The sequence below is a fragment of the Pseudomonas sp. CBS genome (assembly GCF_024734645.1).
Classification (GTDB): Bacteria; Pseudomonadota; Gammaproteobacteria; order Pseudomonadales; family Pseudomonadaceae; genus Aquipseudomonas.
The window spans coordinates 3914391-3932357 of the sequence record NZ_CP102929.1 but is presented as its reverse complement, the minus strand read 5'-3'; the positions used below and the strand labels follow the sequence as shown (position 1 = coordinate 3932357).

Sequence of the window (17967 nt, the reverse complement as noted above, 5' to 3'; positions counted from 1 at the left end):
TGATCGTTCCCACGCTCTGCGTGGGAACGCAGCCCGTGACGCTCTGCGTCACAGGAGCGGACGCGGAGCGTCCAGTGAGGCATTCCCACGCAGAGCGTGGGAACGATCAATCAGCGCTGCACAATCCGCAGATTGTTCTGCTCTTTAGGCAGGACACGCTTGGCAATCACGTAGTTCTTGTCCCAGAACGGCTTCTTCAGGGTATCGATGCTCACGGACTTGCCACGACGCGGTGCGTGGATAAAGCGGTCGTTGCCCAGGTAAATGGCAACATGGTTCACTTGGCGGCTCTTCAGTTTGAAGAACAGCAGGTCGCCCGGTTTCAAATCCTTGCGCTCAACCTTTTGCCCGTGGCCGGCGGCCATGGCGTTGGAAGTGCGCGGCAAATCCACGGCTTTTACGTCGTTAAACGCATATTTCACCAAACCACTGCAGTCGAACCCTTTACTTGGGCTGCTGCCGCCCCAACGATAAGGAGTACCGAGCACGTTGACGGCGCGGCTGAGGACGTTGCTGCTTTGCTTGGTGTTGACGGCCATCAACCCTGGAACTGCCTTGCCGTTGGCCTTGCTCAGTTGAGTCGGGCGCTTCACGGTCAGCTTTACCGATTTGGCGGAGCTGGTAGTGGCGTGAACTTTAGGGGTGAAACCGTTAACGTTTGGAAGTCGTTGCTCACGATTGGTGGCGTGGGCGGCCAGTGGCATTAATAGGCAAATGGTTAGCCATGTCTTGAAAAATGGTCGCATTAGGCGTGGCTCTTTTTGGTTTGCGCGCAACTTTATAACAGGTTTTAGTGTCGTTCTAAGGCCGTTTGTCGACTGAACCCTGGGGTCAAATTCAGGAAAAACGCGACGAATTGTCGCTATTGTCCGACTCAGGTCAGGTGGCATAAGGCTTTGCGGGAGGGAAGATACCATTTGCCGTGCGTCGGGCGCCCGTAAAAAAGTCACAAAGAAAATGAAAAAATTTATCTATCGAGGCGAAAGAGGTACTCCATGAACACCTATCGACAGGATGTTTCGCAGCAAGACACCCACAGCAAGGTGATCGGTTACCTGCTCTGGATTTTCGGTTTTACCGGTGCTCACCGCTTTTATTACGGCAAGCCGGTGACCGGGACGATCTGGTTTTTCACCTTCGGTTTGTTCGGGATTGGCTGGCTGATCGACTTGTTCCTGATTCCGGCAATGGACCGGGAAGCAGACCTGCGATTTACGGCCGGGCCGATTGAATACAACGTGGCCTGGATCCTGTTGGCGTTCCTGGGTGTGTTCGGGTTGCACCGCATGTATCAGGGCAAATGGATCAGCGGGATCGTTTACTTGCTGACCGGCGGGTTATTCCTGATCGGCGTGCTGTATGACTTCTGGACGCTGAATACGCAGGTTTCGATCCGCAATGCCGAGCGCAGCGGCGGTCGATAAGATTTGTGAAGATCCAAATGTGGGAGCGGGCTTGCTCGCGAATGCGATGTGTCAGTCGACATCTCTATTGACTGACCCACCGCTTTCGCGAGCAAGCCCGCTCCCACATTTACTGTGCCCACTCTGGATCGGATTTAAGCCTGGTAGCTGATCCGCCCATCCACCAAGGTGTACCGCACAGTCGCCGGCAGACTATGGCCGATGAATGGGCAGTTCTCGCCCTTGGACAGCCAGTGTTCCCCGGCAATCGTGGAGCTGGCCGGATCAAACAGCACCAGGTCCGCCGCCGAACCCACCGCCAGCTTGCCCGCCGGCAGGCGCAGCGCCTCGGCAGGGCCGGCACTGAGACGTGCCAGCAGCGTCGGCAGGTCCAGCAAGCCATCCTCCACCAATGTCATTGCCAGCGGCAGCAACAGCTCGACGCTGCTGATGCCCGGTTCCGTCGCACCGAACGGCGCCAGCTTGGCATCCCGCTCGTGGGGTTGGTGATGGCTGGAAATCGCCGAAACCACCCCGGACTTCACCGCTGCCCGCAAACCGTCACGGTCAGCGCGGGTACGCAGGGGCGGCTGCACGTGATACAGGCTGGAGAAGTCGATCAGCGCCTCGTCCGTCAAAATCAGCTGATACAACGCCACATCGGCCGTTACCGGCAAACCGCGGGCTTGGGCCTGAGCGATCAGGGCCACGCCCCGAGCGCTGGTCAGTTGGCTGAAGTGCGCGCGTACGCCGCTTTGCTCCACCAGCAGCAGGTCCCGGGCCAGGGCCACGGTCTCGGCGGTTTCCGGGATGCCCGGCAGGCCAAGGAAGCTTGCCGTGGCGCCTTCGTGGGCCAGGCCACCTTCGGCCAGGTCACGGTCCTGGGAGTGGAAAATCACCGTCAGGTCGAAGGTCGCTGCATATTCCAGGGCGCGGCACAGGGTGCGGGTGCTGCGAAAGCTTTCCAGACCGTTGCCGAAGGCCACGCAGCCGGCGTCGCGCAAGGCGATCAGCTCGGCCAACTGTTCACCGTCCAGGCCTTTGCTCAGGGCGCCGATGGGGAACACTTTGCAGTTGCCGGCCTCGCGGGCGCGGTCGAGGATCAGCTCGGTCACGGCCGAGGTGTCCAGCACCGGCTTGGTGTGGGGCGGGCAGCACAGGCTGGTGACGCCGCCGGCTGCGGCGGCGCGGGTTTCGCTGGCGATGCTGCCTTTGCGGCTGTAACCCGGTTCGCGCAGGGCGACGTTCAGGTCCACCAGCCCGGGCGCGGCGATCAGGCCTTTGGCGTCGATGGTTTCACTGGCGCTGAAGCCTGCGGGTGCGGCGCCGATGGCAATGATCTTGCCGGCTTCCAGGTGCAGATCGGTGACTTGATCCAGGCCGCTGGCCGGATCGATGACTCGGGCGCCGAGAATGCTGAGCTTCACTGGGCGTTCTCCTGCTCGAATTGACGTTGTGCGGTTTGCCCGCTCATGGCCATGGACAACACGGCCATGCGGACGGCGATGCCGTAGGTCACCTGGTTGAGAATCACCGACTGCGCGCCGTCGGCCACTGCCGACTCAATCTCCACGCCACGGTTGATCGGCCCCGGGTGCATCACGATGGCATCCGGCTTGGCGCCGGCCAGGCGCGCGGTGGTCAGGCCGAACAGGCGATAGAACTCGCCTTCGCTCGGCAACAGGCCGCCCGCCATGCGCTCGCGCTGCAGACGCAGCATGATCACCACGTCCACATCCTTCAGGCCTTCGGCCATGTCGGTGTAGACCTTCACGCCGTATTGCTCGATGCCGATCGGCAGCAGGGTTTTGGGAGCGATCACGCGGATGTCCGGGCAGCCCAGGGCCTTCAGGGCCAGCATATTCGAGCGCGCTACCCGCGAGTGCAGGATGTCGCCAACGATGGCCACCGAGAGGTTTTCGAAGCTGCCCTTGTGCCGGCGGATCGTCAGCATGTCGAGCATGCCCTGGGTCGGGTGGGCGTGACGGCCGTCGCCGCCGTTGATGATCGCCACGTTCGGGCACACGTGCTCGGCGATGAAGTGCGCAGCGCCGGAGTCGCCGTGGCGCACCACGAACATGTCGGCCGCCATGGCTTCCAGGTTGCGCAGGGTGTCGAGCAGGGTTTCGCCCTTGCTCGCCGACGAGGTCGACACGTTCAGCGTGATCACGTCGGCCGACAGGCGCTGGGCCGCCAGCTCAAAGGTGGTACGGGTGCGGGTCGAGTTCTCGAAGAACACGTTGCAGATGGTCTTGCCGCGCAACAGCGGGACTTTTTTCACTGCCCGGCCGCCGACTTCGAGGAACGAGTCGGCCGTGTCGAGGATTTCGGTGAGCAGTTCGCGGGGCAAGCCGTCGAGGGACAGGAAGTGTTGCAGCTGGCCCTGAGCATTGAGCTGCAGCGGGCGCTTGGCATCTAGAGGCGTCATCGCGGGGACTCTTTACAAGGCGGTTTAAAGGGCAAGGTCTTGCAGTTCGAGTTCGAGCGGCGTAGGACCGGACAATTTTACCCGCTGGTGGGCTTCCAGGGACAGGGTGGCGCCGACCACGTCCGGGCTGATCGGCAATTCGCCGGCATCCAGGTCCAGCAGGCAGACCAGCGTCACGCTGGCCGGGCGGCCATAGTCGAACAGTTCGTTCAGGGCGGCGCGGATGGTACGACCGCTCATCAGGACGTCATCGATCAGCACCAGGTGCTGGCCTTCGATCTCGAACGGCAGGGCCGAAGGGCGCACTTGCGGGTGCAGGCCGTTCTGGCTGAAGTCGTCGCGGTAAAAGGACACATCGAGGGTGCCGAGGGGCGAGTCGCTGCCCAGTTCTTCCAAGAGCGCCTGGGCCACCCATACGCCACCGGTACGAATGCCGATAAAGCGCGGCTCGCTGATGGCGCGGTGTTCCAGGTGCGCCTTGAGGCGGATCGCCATCTGGCTGATCAGGTCGGCGGGATTGGGCAGGCTCATGGTGGCTCCTTCAAGGCCTTGCGCAGGCAAGGTCCGGGCTCAAACGTAAAAGACACTGTAGGAGCGAGCTTGCTCGCGAAGAACTCACAGGCACCGCGTGCATCACTGGACGCGCGCGTAATCGTTGACGTTTTTCGCGAGCAAGCTCGCTCCTACAAAAAGCAATGCGGCAATTCAGGATTCAAATAAAGCGGTGTTTTCATCCAGCCAGCCCTGCAACAGCAAGGCTGCGGCGATGGCATCCACCGGGTTGTCGCGGTAGCTGCCTTTCTGCCCACCACGGTCGCGGCGCTCGCCCTTGGCTTCAAAGGTGGTCAAGCGTTCATCGTGGGTATAGAAGGGCAGGTTGTAGCGGCCATTCAGGCGGCGGGCGAACTTTTCGGCCCGCAGGCACATCTCGCTCGGGGTGCCGTCCATGTTCAAGGGCAGGCCGACCACGACGGCGTCGGGCTTCCACTCCTTGATCAGGGCTTCGACCTGGTTCCAGTCCGGCACGCCGTTCTGGGCTTTCAAGGTGCACAGCTCGCGGGCCTGGCCGGTGATGACCTGGCCGACCGCTACGCCGATCTGTTTGGTGCCGTAGTCAAAACCGAGGATCAGACGCAAGGCCATCAGGCGTGCCCCGCCTGGCTGGTCAGCAGGCTGAGGTTGACCCGCAGCTTGGCGGCCGCCGCTTCCAGGCGCAGTTCGCTGGGGGTGTTGAACAGGATGTCGGCGTCAAACGGGCAGGTCAGCCAGGCATTGCTCGCCAGTTCGGCCTCCAGTTGCCCGGCTTCCCAACCGGCGTAGCCCAGGGTGATCACGCTTTGATCAGGCCCGATGCCATCGGCGATGGCGAACAACACATCCTGGGAAGTGGAAAGCGACAGCCCTTCAAGGTCCACGGTCGCCTGGAATTTCGGCCCGGTGGGGTGCAGCACAAAACCCCGGTCAGTCTGCACTGGCCCGCCGATGTAGATCGGTACGTGCTGGCAGTTGGCGGGCGGGTCGATGTCCGGTCGCAGTTGCTCGAGGATATCGGCCAGGTTCAGGTCTTGCGGGCGGTTGACCACCAACCCCATCGCACCATTGGCGGTGTGCTCGACGATGTAGGTCAAGGTCTGCGCAAAGTTCGGGTCGGCCATATGGGGCATGGCGATCAGGAATTGGTGCTTGAGGTAGGTCGGGCTGACATTTTTCATGTCCGCTAGTGTGGCGTTGGAGGGGCGAACTGACAAGCTGAGGATGCGCAGGAATTGGTTTGGCGTGTTGATTCTCTGTAGGAGCGAGCTTGCTTGCGAAAAACCTGAGAGCGCCGGGTTAAGCCAGAAAGCCCGCGTTATCGTTAACGATCTTCGCGAGCAAGCTCGCTCCTACAGAAAGCAGGGTTGGTTAGTTACTGGACAGTCGATCACCTTTGGCAAAGCGCCAGGTGCGAATGATTTCCAGACGGTCGATGTCGTTCAAGTCCCCGGTAAACGGCGCAAAAGGCGCCGCCAGGCGCACGATGCGTTGTGCCGCCTGGTCCAGTAGCGGTTGGCCGGAGGACTCCAGTACCTGCACTTCGTACAAGGTGCCGTCGCGGTTGATCGACACCAGCAGTCGCAAATTGCCGTAGATCTGCTGGCGGCGGGCTTCGTCCGGGTAGTTCAGGTTGCCGATGCGCTCGACCTTTTTGCGCCACTCGTCCTTATACCAGGCGCCTTTGTCGCGCATGGTGGAGGCAGCATTCAGGCGGTAGATCCGCGGGCGCTTGGCGTACAGCTGTTGTTCGTGGGCCAGTTCGGCTTCCAGGCTGGAGATTTCACTGGAGAGTTGCGAGCTGTCAAACGTCGGGGCCGGCGGGGCAGGCGTGGGTTCGGTCTTGGCCTTTTCACGCTGGGTTGGGGCTTTTTGCGGTTTGGGCGCGACGGTGGTGACAGCGGCCTTGGGTGCAGCCTGTTTCACCTCCGGCTTGGGCGCTGGCGGTGGCGTGACCTTATTGACCTTGTTGTCCTGGAAAGGCGCCACTTCGGTGGTCTTGGGCACGGCCTTCTTGTCGAGGGTGCCGCTGCCTTGCTGGTTGTCCTGGGCGAGAAAATCAGCCTTCTCGGGCTTCTTCTCGCTTTTGAAGGTGGCGAGTGTGATTTCCAGGGTCTTGGTGATCTGCTTGGGTTCGGCAAAGGTGAAGCCCAGGCCGAGGATCAACGCCAGGTGAATCAACGCCGCGAGAAACAGGGTAAATCCGAGCCGATCAGCCGGGCGCACGCCGCTGTGGGAGAGTTCGGGGGGCAGATCGGGCGGGAGCGTCATGACAAGAAAACCAACATCGCGCGTTTCACAGGTGGCGCATGATAACGCAATGTTGGTTTGTGTCCGGCTGTTCTATGTCACTTGGCTTGTAGCTTGGAGGCAATGGCTGCCATCAGCATTTCGCCGATGTTCGTGCCAAATGCATTGTCGATCTCGCGAATACAGGTCGGACTGGTGACGTTGATCTCGGTGAGGTTCTCGCCAATTACGTCCAGTCCTACAAACAGCAGGCCCTTTTCACGCAGGGTTGGGCCGACTTGGGCGGCAATCCAGCGATCCTTGTCCGTCAGCGGGCGGGCTTCACCTCGGCCGCCGGCTGCCAGGTTGCCACGGGTCTCGCCGGCCGCCGGAATGCGCGCCAGGCAATAAGGCACCGGCTCGCCATCGATCATCAGGATGCGCTTGTCGCCGTCCTTGATTGCCGGAATGTAGGCCTGGCCCATGATCTGCTGGGTGCCCAGCGCGGTCAGGGTTTCCAGGATCACCGACAGGTTCGGGTCGCCCGCGCGGTGGCGGAAGATCGACGTGCCGCCCATCCCGTCCAGCGGCTTGAGGATCACATCACCGTGCTTGGCGGCGAATTCACGCAGCACATCGGCGCGGCGGCTGACCACGGTGGGCGGTGTGCACTGTGGGAACAGCGTGGCGAACAGCTTTTCATTGCAGTCGCGCAGGCTCTGGGGCTTGTTGACGATCAGCACGCCCGCGCGTTCGGCCTGCTCCAGCAGGTAGGTGGAGTAGACGAACTCCATGTCGAACGGCGGATCCTTGCGCATCAGGATCACGTCAAGGTCGCTCAGGGGGCTGTCGATTTCGTCTTGCAGCTCGAACCACTTCTCAGGGTTGGCAAACACCTGCAGCGGGCGCATCCGCGCCCGCGCTTCACCGTCGCCCTGGTAAAGGTCCGGCTGCTCCATATAGAACAGGCTCCAGCCGCGGGCCTGGGCGGCCAGCAGCATGGCCAGCGAGCTGTCCTTTTTATAGGAGATGCTGGCGATAGGGTCCATGACAATGCCGACGCGAACGCTCATGGGGGATTTCCTCTAGCAAATAAGGGCGCATAAAAGTGGCGTCAGAGTGGCGCTGCGGCTGTTGTGGGTCAAGGAAAAACCACCGCGCGGGTCGGCCGATAGATTGCGTTCTGAGACTGTGCTAAAAAGGCTGCCATGGCACATCAGCCCTTGAATTCCGAGGCTTTTGACGCTCGTCCTGTGCAACATCAGGCAGTACACACCGAAAACCTATTCGCTGTGGCGATGGTAGAGCAGATATGGAACAGCATTCCAACGCCTTGAAAGTGATGGTGATCGACGATTCGAAAACGATTCGCCGCACGGCCGAAACACTGTTGAAGAACGTAGGGTGCGACGTCATCACGGCCATCGACGGTTTCGATGCCCTGGCCAAGATTGTTGACCATCACCCGCACATTATCTTTGTCGACATCATGATGCCGCGCCTGGATGGCTATCAGACCTGCGCGTTGGTGAAGAACAACCCGGCGTTCAAGTCGATCCCGGTGATCATGTTGTCCTCCAAGGATGGTCTGTTCGACAAGGCCAAGGGGCGCATCGTCGGTTCTGATCAATTTTTGACCAAGCCTTTCAGCAAGGAAGAACTGCTGAGCGCGATCAAGGCCTATGTACCGGGCTTCGCCGCAGTAGAACAAGCACACTGACGAGGGCCCCACGAGGGCTGGCGTCTACTAAAGAAGTGGGGATAACCATGGCACGTGTTCTGATCGTCGACGACTCGCCGACTGAAATGTACAAACTGACTGAAATGCTCGAAAAGCATGGTCACGAAGTCCTCAAGGCCCAGAACGGCGGCGACGGCGTCGCGCTGGCCCGCCAGGAAAAGCCTGACGCGGTATTGATGGACATCGTCATGCCGGGCCTCAATGGCTTCCAGGCCACCCGGCAACTGACCAAAGACCCTGAAACCGGGCACATCCCGGTGATCATCATCACCACCAAGGATCAGGAAACCGACAAGATCTGGGGCGAGCGCCAGGGCGCCAAGGATTACCTGACCAAGCCCGTGGACGAAGAAACCCTGATCGCCACCCTGAACAAGGTGCTGGCCGGCTGACGGCACGTTCCCATGACCGAGTCGCAAACCGCCTTCGAGCTGCTGCTGGACATCGACCGCCGCTGCCGCTTGCTGGCCGCCGACCTGCCGTCCCAGGAAACCCGGCTGCACAGCTGGAGCGGAATCGGGTTTCGCCTGGGTGAGCACTGGTACGTGGCGCCCATGGGTGAGGTCGCGGAAGTGCTGCACGAACCGCGCTGCACCTTGATGCCCGGCGTCAAACCGTGGGTCAAGGGCGTGGCCAACCTGCGTGGGCGCTTGCTGCCGGTGATGGACCTGGGCGGGTTCCTCGGCCTTGACCTGTCGGTGGCGCGCAAGCAGCGGCGGGTGCTGGTGGTGGAATATCAGGACGTGTTTGTCGGCCTGTTGGTGGACGAGGTGGTGGGCATGCAGCATTTCGCACAAGACGCATTGTCGACGAGCACCGCAGGCGACGCGCCGTTTATCCAGGGCCAGTTCGACGGCGATCAGCTGTGGCAGGTCTTCAGCCCCTTCGCCCTGGCCCAGGCTCCAGGCTTCATGGATGTTGCCGCATGAGTACCGTTACCCCCGCCAAACCCCAGGAAGCGTCCCGCAGCCGCTCGCAGATCATCGTGCTGTTTATCGCGCTGATCGTGTTCATCATGCTGTTGTTCGCCAACTTCGCGTACCTCAATACCCAGTCCACCTACGACAAACAGTACATCGGCCATGCCGGTGAGCTGCGGGTGCTGTCCCAGCGCATCGCCAAGAACGCCACCGAGGCCGCCGCCGGCAAGGCCGCTGCGTTCAAGCTGCTGGGGGATGCGCGCAACGATTTTGCCCAGCGCTGGGGTTACCTGAAAAAAGGCGACCCGGCCACCGGCCTGCCTGCCGCACCCACCGCCGTGCGCGCAGAAATGCGCGCCGTGCAGACCGACTGGGAAGCGCTGCTGAAAAACGCCGATGCGATTCTGGCCAGCGAGCAAACGGTGCTGTCACTGCATCAAGTGGCCGCGACCCTGGCGGAAACCGTTCCGCAATTGCAGATGGAGTCGGAGAAGGTCGTCGACATCCTCCTGCAACGCGGTGCTCCGGCCAGCCAGGTGGCGTTGGCCCAGCGCCAATCGTTGCTGGCCGAACGCATCCTCGGCGCGGTGAACACCGTGCTGGCGGGCGACGAAACCGCCGTGCAGGCCGCCGATGCCTTTGGCCGCGATGCCAACCGTTTCGGCCAGGTGCTCAACGGCATGCTCCAGGGCAACCCCGGGCTGCGTATCTCTCAGGTTGAAGATCACGATGCGCGGGCGCGGCTGGCGGAAATCGCCGAGCTGTTCGAATTCGTCTCCGGCTCCGTGGATGAAATCCTCGAGACCTCGCCGCAGTTGTTCCAGGTGCGCGCCTCGGCGAGCAATATTTTCAACCTGTCGCAAACCCTGCTGGACGAAGCCTCGCACCTGGCCACCGGTTTTGAAAACCTGGCCGACGGGCGCACCTTCGACACCATCGGCGGCTACGTGCTGGGCTTGCTGGCGCTGGCCTCGATCATCCTGATCGGCTTGGTGATGGTCCGCGAGACCAACCGCCAATTGCGGGAAACCGCCGAGAAGAACGAGCGCAACCAGAACGCGATCATGCGCCTGCTGGATGAGATTGAAGACTTGGCCGACGGTGACCTGACCGTCACCGCCTCGGTCACCGAAGACTTCACCGGCACCATCGCCGACTCCATCAACTACTCCGTGGACCAGCTGCGCGACCTGGTGGCGACCATCAACCTCACTGCCGGCCAGGTGGCTGGTGCGGTGCAGGACACCCAGGCCACCGCCATGCACCTGGCCCAAGCGTCGGAGCATCAGGCGCAACAGATTGCCGAAGCGTCCACCGCGATCAACCAGATGGCCCAGTCCATCGACCAGGTATCGGCCAACGCCGCCGAATCGTCGGCAGTGGCCGAGCGTTCGGTAGAGATTGCCAACAAAGGCAATGAGGTGGTGCACAACACCATCCACGGCATGGACAACATCCGCGAACAGATCCAGGACACCGCCAAGCGCATCAAGCGCCTGGGGGAGTCGTCCCAGGAGATTGGCGACATCGTCAGCCTGATCGACGACATTGCCGAGCAAACCAACATCCTTGCCCTCAACGCTGCGATCCAGGCGAGCATGGCCGGTGACGCCGGGCGCGGTTTTGCCGTGGTAGCCGATGAGGTACAGCGCCTGGCTGAGCGCTCTTCAGCGGCGACCCGACAGATCGAAACCCTGGTGCGAGCGATCCAGACGGACACCAACGAAGCCGTGATCTCCATGGAACAGACCACCACCGAAGTGGTGCGCGGTGCGCGGCTGGCCCAGGACGCCGGCGTGGCGCTGGAAGAGATCGAAGGCGTGTCGAAAACCCTGGCGGCGTTGATCCAGAGTATCTCCAACGCGGCGCAGCAGCAGACGTCGTCGGCGGGGCAGATTTCCCTGACGATGAACGTGATTCAGCAGATCACCACTCAGACTTCTTCTGGTTCCACGGCCACTGCCGAGAGCATCGGCAACCTGGCAAAAATGGCCAGTCAGTTGCGGCGGTCGGTGTCGGGGTTCACCTTGCCGCCAGCCCCGTAGGAGCGAGCTTGCTCGCGAAAAACCCGAGAGCGCCGCGTTCATTCAGAATGCCCGCGTCATCGTTAGCGCTCTTCGCGAGCAAGCTCGCTCCTACAGGGCGTTATGTTCAAGCAACACGGCAACTCATGAATTCAGACGGGAGCGGTTATGGTTGATCGGCACGACTACGTGGCCCTCGAATGGGTCAAGGGCGAAATTGCCGAAACCCTGAAGCAGGCCCGTTCGGCGCTGGACGCCTATGTTGAAAAAGGCAGCAGCGAGGCCATCGGCCAATGCCTGGAATGCATTCATCAGGTCCACGGCAGTTTGCTGATGGTCGAGTTCTACGGCGCAGCCTTGTTCGCCGAAGAAATGGAGCAACTGGCCCTTGCCCTGCAAGGCGCGCGCGTCAGCCAGCGCGACGAAGGCATTCGCCTGCTGCAACAGGGCCTCGGCCAACTGCCGCTGTACCTCGACCGCGTGCACGGCGCCCGCCGCGACCTGCCCCTGGTGGTGCTGCCGCTGCTCAACGACCTGCGCAGCGTGCGCGGCGAGAGCCTGCTCTCGGAAACCAGCCTGTTCAGCCCGCAACTGCTGGTGATCCCACCGCTGCCCGAGGAAGCGCTGGCCCAGCGCACGCCGGAAGATTTCCCCGAGCTGCTGCGTCAGTGGCGGCAGATGCTGCAACAGGCGTTGGTCGGCTTGCTGCGCGAAGACCACGGCCCCAGCAACCTGGAAGACATGGCGCGGGTTTTCGCCCGCCTCGAAGCCCTGTGCCATGGTGCGCCGCTGTTACCGTTGTGGCAGGTGACCTCGGCGCTGGTGGAAGGCATGCTCATTGGCGTGGTCGCCAACAGCCCGGCGTTGCGCAGTTTGCTCAAAGCCTGCGACAAGGAACTCAAGCGCCTGCTGATCCAGGGTATCAACGGCATCAACACCCCGGCCCCGGATGAGCTGCTCAAAAGCCTGTTGTTCTACGTCGCCAAAGTCACCCGACCGACTCCACGGATGCAAAGTTTGAAAGAACGTTATGGCCTCGATGAAGCCCTGCCCGACAGCGCCGTGGTGGACGCCGAACGCGCCCGCCTGGCCGGCCCGGACCGCGACGCGATGGGCTCGGTGCTCGGCGCGTTGTGTGAGGAGCTGGTGCGGGTCAAGGAACGCCTGGACCTGTTCGTACGCAGCGACCGCCAGCACGCCTCCGACCTTGAGGCCTTGCTGGCGCCCTTGCGCCAGATCGCCGATACCCTGGCGGTATTGGGTTTCGGCCAGCCGCGCAAAGTGATCATCGACCAATTGGCGGTGGTGCTCGGCCTGGCCCAGGGGCAGCGCGAGCCCAACGATGCGGTGTTGATGGACGTCGCCGGTGCCTTGCTCTACGTCGAGGCGACGCTGGCCGGGATGGTCGGCACGGTCGAGCCGGAGCGCCGGGAAGAAAGCCGCCTGCCCACCACCGATCTGACGCAGATCCACCACCTGGTGATCCGCGAATCCTGCCAGTGCCTGACCCAGGCCAAAGAGCTGGTGATCGACTGCATCGAGGCCCATTGGGACCGCCAGCGTCTGGAGTCGCTGCCCGAGCTGCTGACCCAGGTGCGCGGTGCGCTGGCGATGATTCCGCTGCCCCGTGCGGCGAGCCTGATGCGCGGCTGCAACGATTACGTCAACGAGCAATTGATGGTCAGTGAGGCCGCGCCTTCCGAGGCGCAGCTTGAGCATTTTGCCGATGTGCTCACCAGCCTCGAGTACTACCTGGAGCGCATGCTGCAGGACCACGACGCCCCAGGCGAACGGGTGCTGGAAGTGGCCGCCGAAGGCCTGGCAGCGCTGGGCTATTTGCCGGCCGAGAAGCCGTGGCGCCAGGCGCTGCTCGCCCAGGATGATACGCCGACGGAACAAACCCCGTTTCTCGCGGATGCGCTGGCCAGCCCTACCTCGCGCCTTAACCCGCCAGCCCTCCAACGCCCTGGCAGCCTGCTGCCACCGCCTGCCGGCGAAGAGCCCATCGACGACGAGCTGCGGGAAGTCTTCCTCGAAGAAACCGCCGAAGTCCTCGACGTGCTGCACCGCCACGTACCCGCCGGCACCGCGAGCCTGGCAGACAAGGCCACCCTGAGCGAAATGCGCCGCGCCTTCCACACCTTGAAAGGCAGTGGCCGCATGGTGCGCGCCCTGGTGTTGGCGGAGCTGGCCTGGGCCGTGGAAAACCTGCTCAACCGCGTGCTGGAACGCAGCGTTGCGCCGGGCCCTGATGTGCAAGCGGTGCTGGATGATGTGCTGGAATTGCTGCCGGAGCTGATCACCGATTTTGCCGACGATGCCCAGCGCCAGCGCGACGACGTAGACGAACTGGCGGCACGCGCCCATGCCTTGGCCAGCGGTGTCGGACCCTCGGCCACAGACCCGGCCGCCCTGGACCCGCAGTTGCTGGAAATCTTCCGCAACGAAGCCCAGAGCCACCTCGACAGCCTCAACCATTTCCTGCAACAGGCCACCGAGCACCTGCCGCTGCAAGTCAGCGATGAACTGCAACGCGCCCTGCACACCCTCAAGGGCAGCGCCTACATGGCCGGTGTGTTGCCTATAGCCGAACTGGCGCGCCCGCTGGATCACCTGACCCGCGAATACAAGGCCCATCGCCTGCCGCTGGACCTGGATGAAATCGAATTACTGCTGGAGGCTGAGGCGCTGTTCCAGCGTGGTGTGCGCCAGCTGGACAGTGATCCCCACGCGCCTATCAACGGCGCAGCAGCCTTGATCGAACGCACGCAAAACCTGTTGAACAGCCAGCTTGAAGCCCTGCTGAATGCACCCAGCACAGGGCTGCGCATCAAGCGCGACCCGCAGTTGATCACCAACTTCCTGGCCCAGGGCATGGACATCCTGCTGGACGCCGAAAGCCTGCTGCGCCGCTGGCAACAGCACCCCGGCGAACGCCAGGAACTGAGCGCACTGCTGGACGAGCTGACCACCCTCGGCGAAGGCGCGCACCTGGCCGACCTGCACCCGATGGATGAGTTGTGCGAAGCCTTGCTCGACCTCTACGGCGCGGTGGAAGAAAGCAGCCTGGCGGTCAGCGAGCGCTTCTTCCACGAAGCTGAGCAGGCCCACGAAGCCCTGATCAACATGCTCGACCAACTGGCCGCCGGCCAGGAAATCAGCGCGGCGCCGGCACGCGTTCGAGCCCTGCGCGAGCTGCTGGATGAAGGTCTCGACCCGTCCGCCACCGGCCTGATCAAGACCGATGGCAGCCGCGCGCTGAGCATCTCCGAACTGGGTGCCGCCACGGCTAAGCTGGACCAGGGCTTTGCGATAGACGATGAGATCGTCGAGATCTTCCTTGAAGAGGCGGTGGACATCCTCGACAGCGCCGGCCAGTCCCTGAAGCGCTGGCTGCTGGACCCGGATAACGCCGCACCGCTGTCGTCGCTGCAACGGGATTTGCATACCCTCAAGGGTGGCGCGCGCATGGCTGAAATCGGCGCGGTGGGCGACTTGGCCCTTGAGTTGGAAAACCTTTACGAAGGCCTGGTGGACCGTCGCTACAGCTACTCCAGCGAGTTGGCGAACGGGTTGATGGCCAGTCATGAGCGACTGGCGCTGCTGCTTGAGCAGCTGCAACACCAACAACCGCTGATCGACTCCACCGACCTGATCAGCCACTTGCGTGAGTTGCGCCACGGCATCGGACAGGCGGCGCCCGCCGCAGCCGCCGAAGTCGAGACGCCGGGCAGTGATCCCGAGCTGCTGGATATCTTTCTCGAAGAAGCCGCCGACATCCTCGACAGCTCCGGCGCCGCGCTGTTGCGCTGGCAGGCCGAGCCAAAAAATCGCCAGGAAGTCGAGACACTGCTGCGTGACCTGCACACCCTCAAGGGCGGCGCGCGGATGGTCGAGATCGGCCCGATTGGCGACCTGGCCCATGAGCTGGAGTTTCTCTACGAAGGCTTGTCCGCTGGTTTGCTGGCGCCGTCGGCGGAACTCTTCGCGTTGCTGCAAGGTTGCCACGACCGCCTGGCGCAGATGATCGAAGCCGTGGCGGCGGGAATGCCGGTGGGCTCGGTGGACCTGCTGATCGAGCGGATCAAAAGCCTGGTGCATCCGGCTGAAGTGACGGCCGCGCCGGTGGCGTTGGCGGCCACTAAAACCGAGGCGGTGCCGGCCAGTGATCCGGCCGCCGACATGGTAAAGATCTCTGCCGACTTGCTGGATGACCTGGTCAACCTGGCCGGTGAAACCTCGATCTTCCGTGGGCGCATCGAGCAGCAGGTCAACGATGCGCGCATTGCCCTCAACGAAGTGGAAACCACCATCGAGCGTATGCGCGACCAACTGCGCCGCCTCGATACCGAAACCCAGGGCCGCATTCTCAGCCGCCAACAAGCTGAGGCCGAACGCCTGGGCTACGAAGAATTCGACCCACTGGAAATGGACCGCCATTCCCAACTGCAACAACTGTCCCGGGCCCTGTTCGAGTCCGCTTCCGACCTGCTCGACCTCAAGGAAACCCTCGAGCGTCGCAACCAGGACGCCCACAACCTTTTGCAGCAACAGGCGCGGATCAACACCGAGCTGCAGGAAGGCCTGATGCGCACGCGCATGGTGCCCTTCGAACGCATGCTGCCGCGGCTTAAACGCATCGTGCGGCAGGTGGCGGGCGAACTGGGCAAGGATGTGGAATTTATCGTCGGTAACGCCGAAGGCGAGATGGATCGCAACGTGCTGGAACGCATGGTCGCGCCGTTGGAACACATGCTGCGCAACGCCGTCGACCATGGCCTGGAATCCCGCGATGCGCGGTTGCTGGCGGGCAAGCCTGAAAAAGGCCGGATCACCCTGGACCTGACCCACGAAGGCGGCGACATCGTTTTCGACATGCGCGACGACGGCGCCGGCGTGCCGCTTGAAGCGGTTCGGCGCAAGGCGATCAAGCGCGGTTTGCTCGACCCCAACCTGGAAATCAGCGACCGCGACGTGTTGCAGTTCATCCTGCAACCGGGGTTTTCCACCGCCGAAAAAATCACCCAGATTTCCGGGCGTGGCGTCGGCATGGATGTGGTGCATGAAGAAGTGCGCCAGCTGGGCGGTTCGATGGTTATCGATTCGACGCCGGGGGAGGGCGTGCACTTTCGCATTCGCCTGCCGTTCACCGTGTCGGTCAACCAGGCGTTGATGGTGCAGTGCGCGGACGATCAATACGCGATCCCGCTGAACACCATCGAAGGCCTGGTGCGGGTCATGCCCCATGAGCTGGAAGGGCACTATCAACTGAATCCACCGCGTTACGAATACGCCGGCCAGCGCTACGAGCTGTTCTACCTTGGCGACCTGCTGCACACCGTGGGCCGCCCGAACCTGCTCGGCCAATACCAGCCGCTGCCGGTGCTGCTGGTGCAGTGCAACGAGCGGCGCGTGGCGGTGCAGGTAGATGCCATGGCCGGCACCCGGGAGATCGTGGTCAAGGGCCTGGGGCCGCAATTTGCCGGGGTGAAGGGCCTGTCGGGCGCAACCATCCTGGGCGATGGCCGCGTGGTACTGATCATCGACCTGCTGGCGCATATCCGCGCGCGGCCACCGGCCTTGCCGGCCCAGGCGGTCGAGGCGCCCTTGATCCTCAACGACCCCCTGAAAAAGCGTCCACTGCTGGTGCTGGTGGTGGACGACTCGGTCACCGTACGCAAAGTCACCAGTCGCCTGCTGGAGCGCAACGGCATGAACGTGCTCACCGCCAAGGACGGCATCGACGCCATGGCCGTGCTGGAAGAACACACCCCGGACCTGATGCTGCTCGACATCGAAATGCCGCGCATGGACGGCTTCGAAGTGGCGATCCAGGTGCGCGACGACCCACGGCTGATGCGCATGCCCATCATCATGATCACCTCCCGCACCGGGCAAAAACACCGTGATCGTGCGATGGCGATTGGCGTCAACGACTACCTTGGCAAGCCTTATCAAGAGTCGGTGTTGCTGGAAAGCATCGCTTATTGGAGCAAGTCCCGTGCTTGATCACCGCGCTACGCAACTCACCGGCTTGCTGCTGCCATTGGCCGACCGTCACCTGTTATTGCCCAACGTCGCTGTGGCCGAGTTGATCGACTTCCAGCGCGGCGAACCGGCCAGCGACGCGCCGCCGTGGTATTTGCGGCAGGTTACCTGGCGGGATCGGCAGTTGCCGTTGATCAGCTTTGAGGCCGCGTGTGGCGAGTCGGGCGTGGTGGGAGAGCGGGCGCGGATCGTGGTGTTGAACACCCTTGGAGGACGGCCGACGTTGAAGTTTATTGCGTTGGTGATCCAGGGGATTCCGCGTTCGTACAAGCTCGATAGCCAGTTGAGTTATGTGGACGTGCCGTTGTGCCCGCTGGAACTGGCGGCGGTACAGGTGGGGGAGCATGTGGCCAGGGTGCCGGACTTGATGGGGTTGGAGGCGTTGTTGGTGGAGGCGGGGTTGGCCTGAGCTACACATGTTGATGATCGTTCCCACGCTCCGCGTGGGAATGCAGCCTCGGACGCTCTGCGTCCAACTGGCGATGCAAGGCTTAAGTCTCGCGCTGTGGTGACGCGGAGCGTCACGGGATGCATTCCCACGCAGAGCGTGGGAACGATCGCATCGGCGTGCGCTTTACAGTCGGATTTTTCCTGCAACCTCTCGCGCTGTGCATGAACTTGTTGTGCCCTGCGATCGCGCCTA

The 17967-nt window shown here is 62.5% G+C and carries 15 protein-coding genes; 7 read left to right on the top strand and 8 right to left on the bottom strand.

Translation table 11 applies throughout. The annotated features are described in order from the left end of the window. Positions 1-110: 110 nt before the first annotated feature. A complete protein-coding gene (locus NVB75_RS18040) occupies positions 111-746 on the bottom strand; it encodes a C40 family peptidase (protein WP_076012989.1) in 636 nt (211 codons plus the stop codon). Positions 747-995: 249 nt separating this feature from the next. Between NVB75_RS18040 and NVB75_RS18035 the strand changes: the two genes are divergently transcribed. Further along, complete coding sequence (locus tag NVB75_RS18035; RefSeq protein WP_076012988.1) at positions 996-1424, top strand: TM2 domain-containing protein; 429 nt, start codon at positions 996-998, stop codon at positions 1422-1424. A 134-nt stretch (positions 1425-1558) separates the two neighbouring features. Here NVB75_RS18035 and NVB75_RS18030 read toward each other — a convergent pair whose 3' ends face one another. From NVB75_RS18030 to gshB, 7 genes are all read right to left on the bottom strand, one after another. Next, positions 1559-2830, bottom strand: a complete 1272-nt coding sequence (locus NVB75_RS18030) for a dihydroorotase (RefSeq protein WP_063026517.1) — start codon at positions 2828-2830, stop codon at positions 1559-1561. After that, positions 2827-3831, bottom strand: a complete 1005-nt coding sequence (locus NVB75_RS18025; RefSeq protein ID WP_167664094.1) for an aspartate carbamoyltransferase catalytic subunit — start codon at positions 3829-3831, stop codon at positions 2827-2829. The genes NVB75_RS18030 and NVB75_RS18025 overlap by 4 nt, the downstream gene beginning before the upstream one ends. A 24-nt stretch (positions 3832-3855) precedes the next feature. Further along, a complete protein-coding gene (gene pyrR / locus NVB75_RS18020; RefSeq protein ID WP_167664095.1) occupies positions 3856-4362 on the bottom strand; it encodes a bifunctional pyr operon transcriptional regulator/uracil phosphoribosyltransferase PyrR in 507 nt (168 codons plus the stop codon). A gap of 174 nt (positions 4363-4536) precedes the next feature. Continuing rightward, complete coding sequence (gene ruvX, locus NVB75_RS18015) at positions 4537-4974, bottom strand: Holliday junction resolvase RuvX (protein WP_003213744.1); 438 nt, start codon at positions 4972-4974, stop codon at positions 4537-4539. Then, positions 4974-5543, bottom strand: a complete 570-nt coding sequence (locus NVB75_RS18010) for a YqgE/AlgH family protein (RefSeq protein ID WP_258342638.1) — start codon at positions 5541-5543, stop codon at positions 4974-4976. Before NVB75_RS18010 ends, ruvX begins: the two co-directional genes overlap by 1 nt. 190 nt (positions 5544-5733) lie before the next feature. Continuing rightward, positions 5734-6633, bottom strand: coding sequence for an energy transducer TonB (locus tag NVB75_RS18005; protein ID WP_017476513.1), 900 nt, complete (start codon positions 6631-6633; stop codon positions 5734-5736). Positions 6634-6710: 77 nt separating this feature from the next. Beyond that, on the bottom strand, positions 6711-7664 hold the full coding sequence (gshB, locus tag NVB75_RS18000; RefSeq protein ID WP_010167673.1) for a glutathione synthase: 954 nt from the start codon (positions 7662-7664) through the stop codon (positions 6711-6713). A 239-nt stretch (positions 7665-7903) separates the two neighbouring features. Between gshB and pilG the strand changes: the two genes are divergently transcribed. The 6 genes from pilG (at position 7904) to NVB75_RS17970 (ending at position 17733) form a co-directional block, all read left to right on the top strand. Further along, positions 7904-8311, top strand: a complete 408-nt coding sequence (gene pilG / locus NVB75_RS17995) for a twitching motility response regulator PilG (RefSeq protein WP_003213736.1) — start codon at positions 7904-7906, stop codon at positions 8309-8311. Between the two features lie 47 nt (positions 8312-8358). Next, the gene (pilH, locus tag NVB75_RS17990) at positions 8359-8724 is read left to right on the top strand and encodes a twitching motility response regulator PilH (RefSeq protein ID WP_017476512.1); all 366 of its coding nucleotides are present in this window, start codon (positions 8359-8361) and stop codon (positions 8722-8724) included. Between the two features lie 12 nt (positions 8725-8736). Continuing rightward, positions 8737-9261 carry a chemotaxis protein CheW gene (locus NVB75_RS17985; protein ID WP_177025598.1) on the top strand — a complete coding sequence of 175 codons (525 nt, stop codon included), beginning with the start codon at positions 8737-8739 and terminating at the stop codon, positions 9259-9261. Next, the gene (locus tag NVB75_RS17980) at positions 9258-11297 is read left to right on the top strand and encodes a methyl-accepting chemotaxis protein (RefSeq protein WP_258342633.1); all 2040 of its coding nucleotides are present in this window, start codon (positions 9258-9260) and stop codon (positions 11295-11297) included. Before NVB75_RS17985 ends, NVB75_RS17980 begins: the two co-directional genes overlap by 4 nt. Before the next feature lie 147 nt (positions 11298-11444). Then, positions 11445-17285 carry an Hpt domain-containing protein gene (locus tag NVB75_RS17975; RefSeq protein ID WP_258342632.1) on the top strand — a complete coding sequence of 1947 codons (5841 nt, stop codon included), beginning with the start codon at positions 11445-11447 and terminating at the stop codon, positions 17283-17285. Next, positions 17278-17733: a chemotaxis protein CheW gene (locus NVB75_RS17970; protein ID WP_003213725.1), complete on the top strand. Its 456-nt coding sequence runs from the start codon at positions 17278-17280 to the stop codon at positions 17731-17733. Before NVB75_RS17975 ends, NVB75_RS17970 begins: the two co-directional genes overlap by 8 nt. Positions 17734-17967 lie beyond the last annotated feature (234 nt).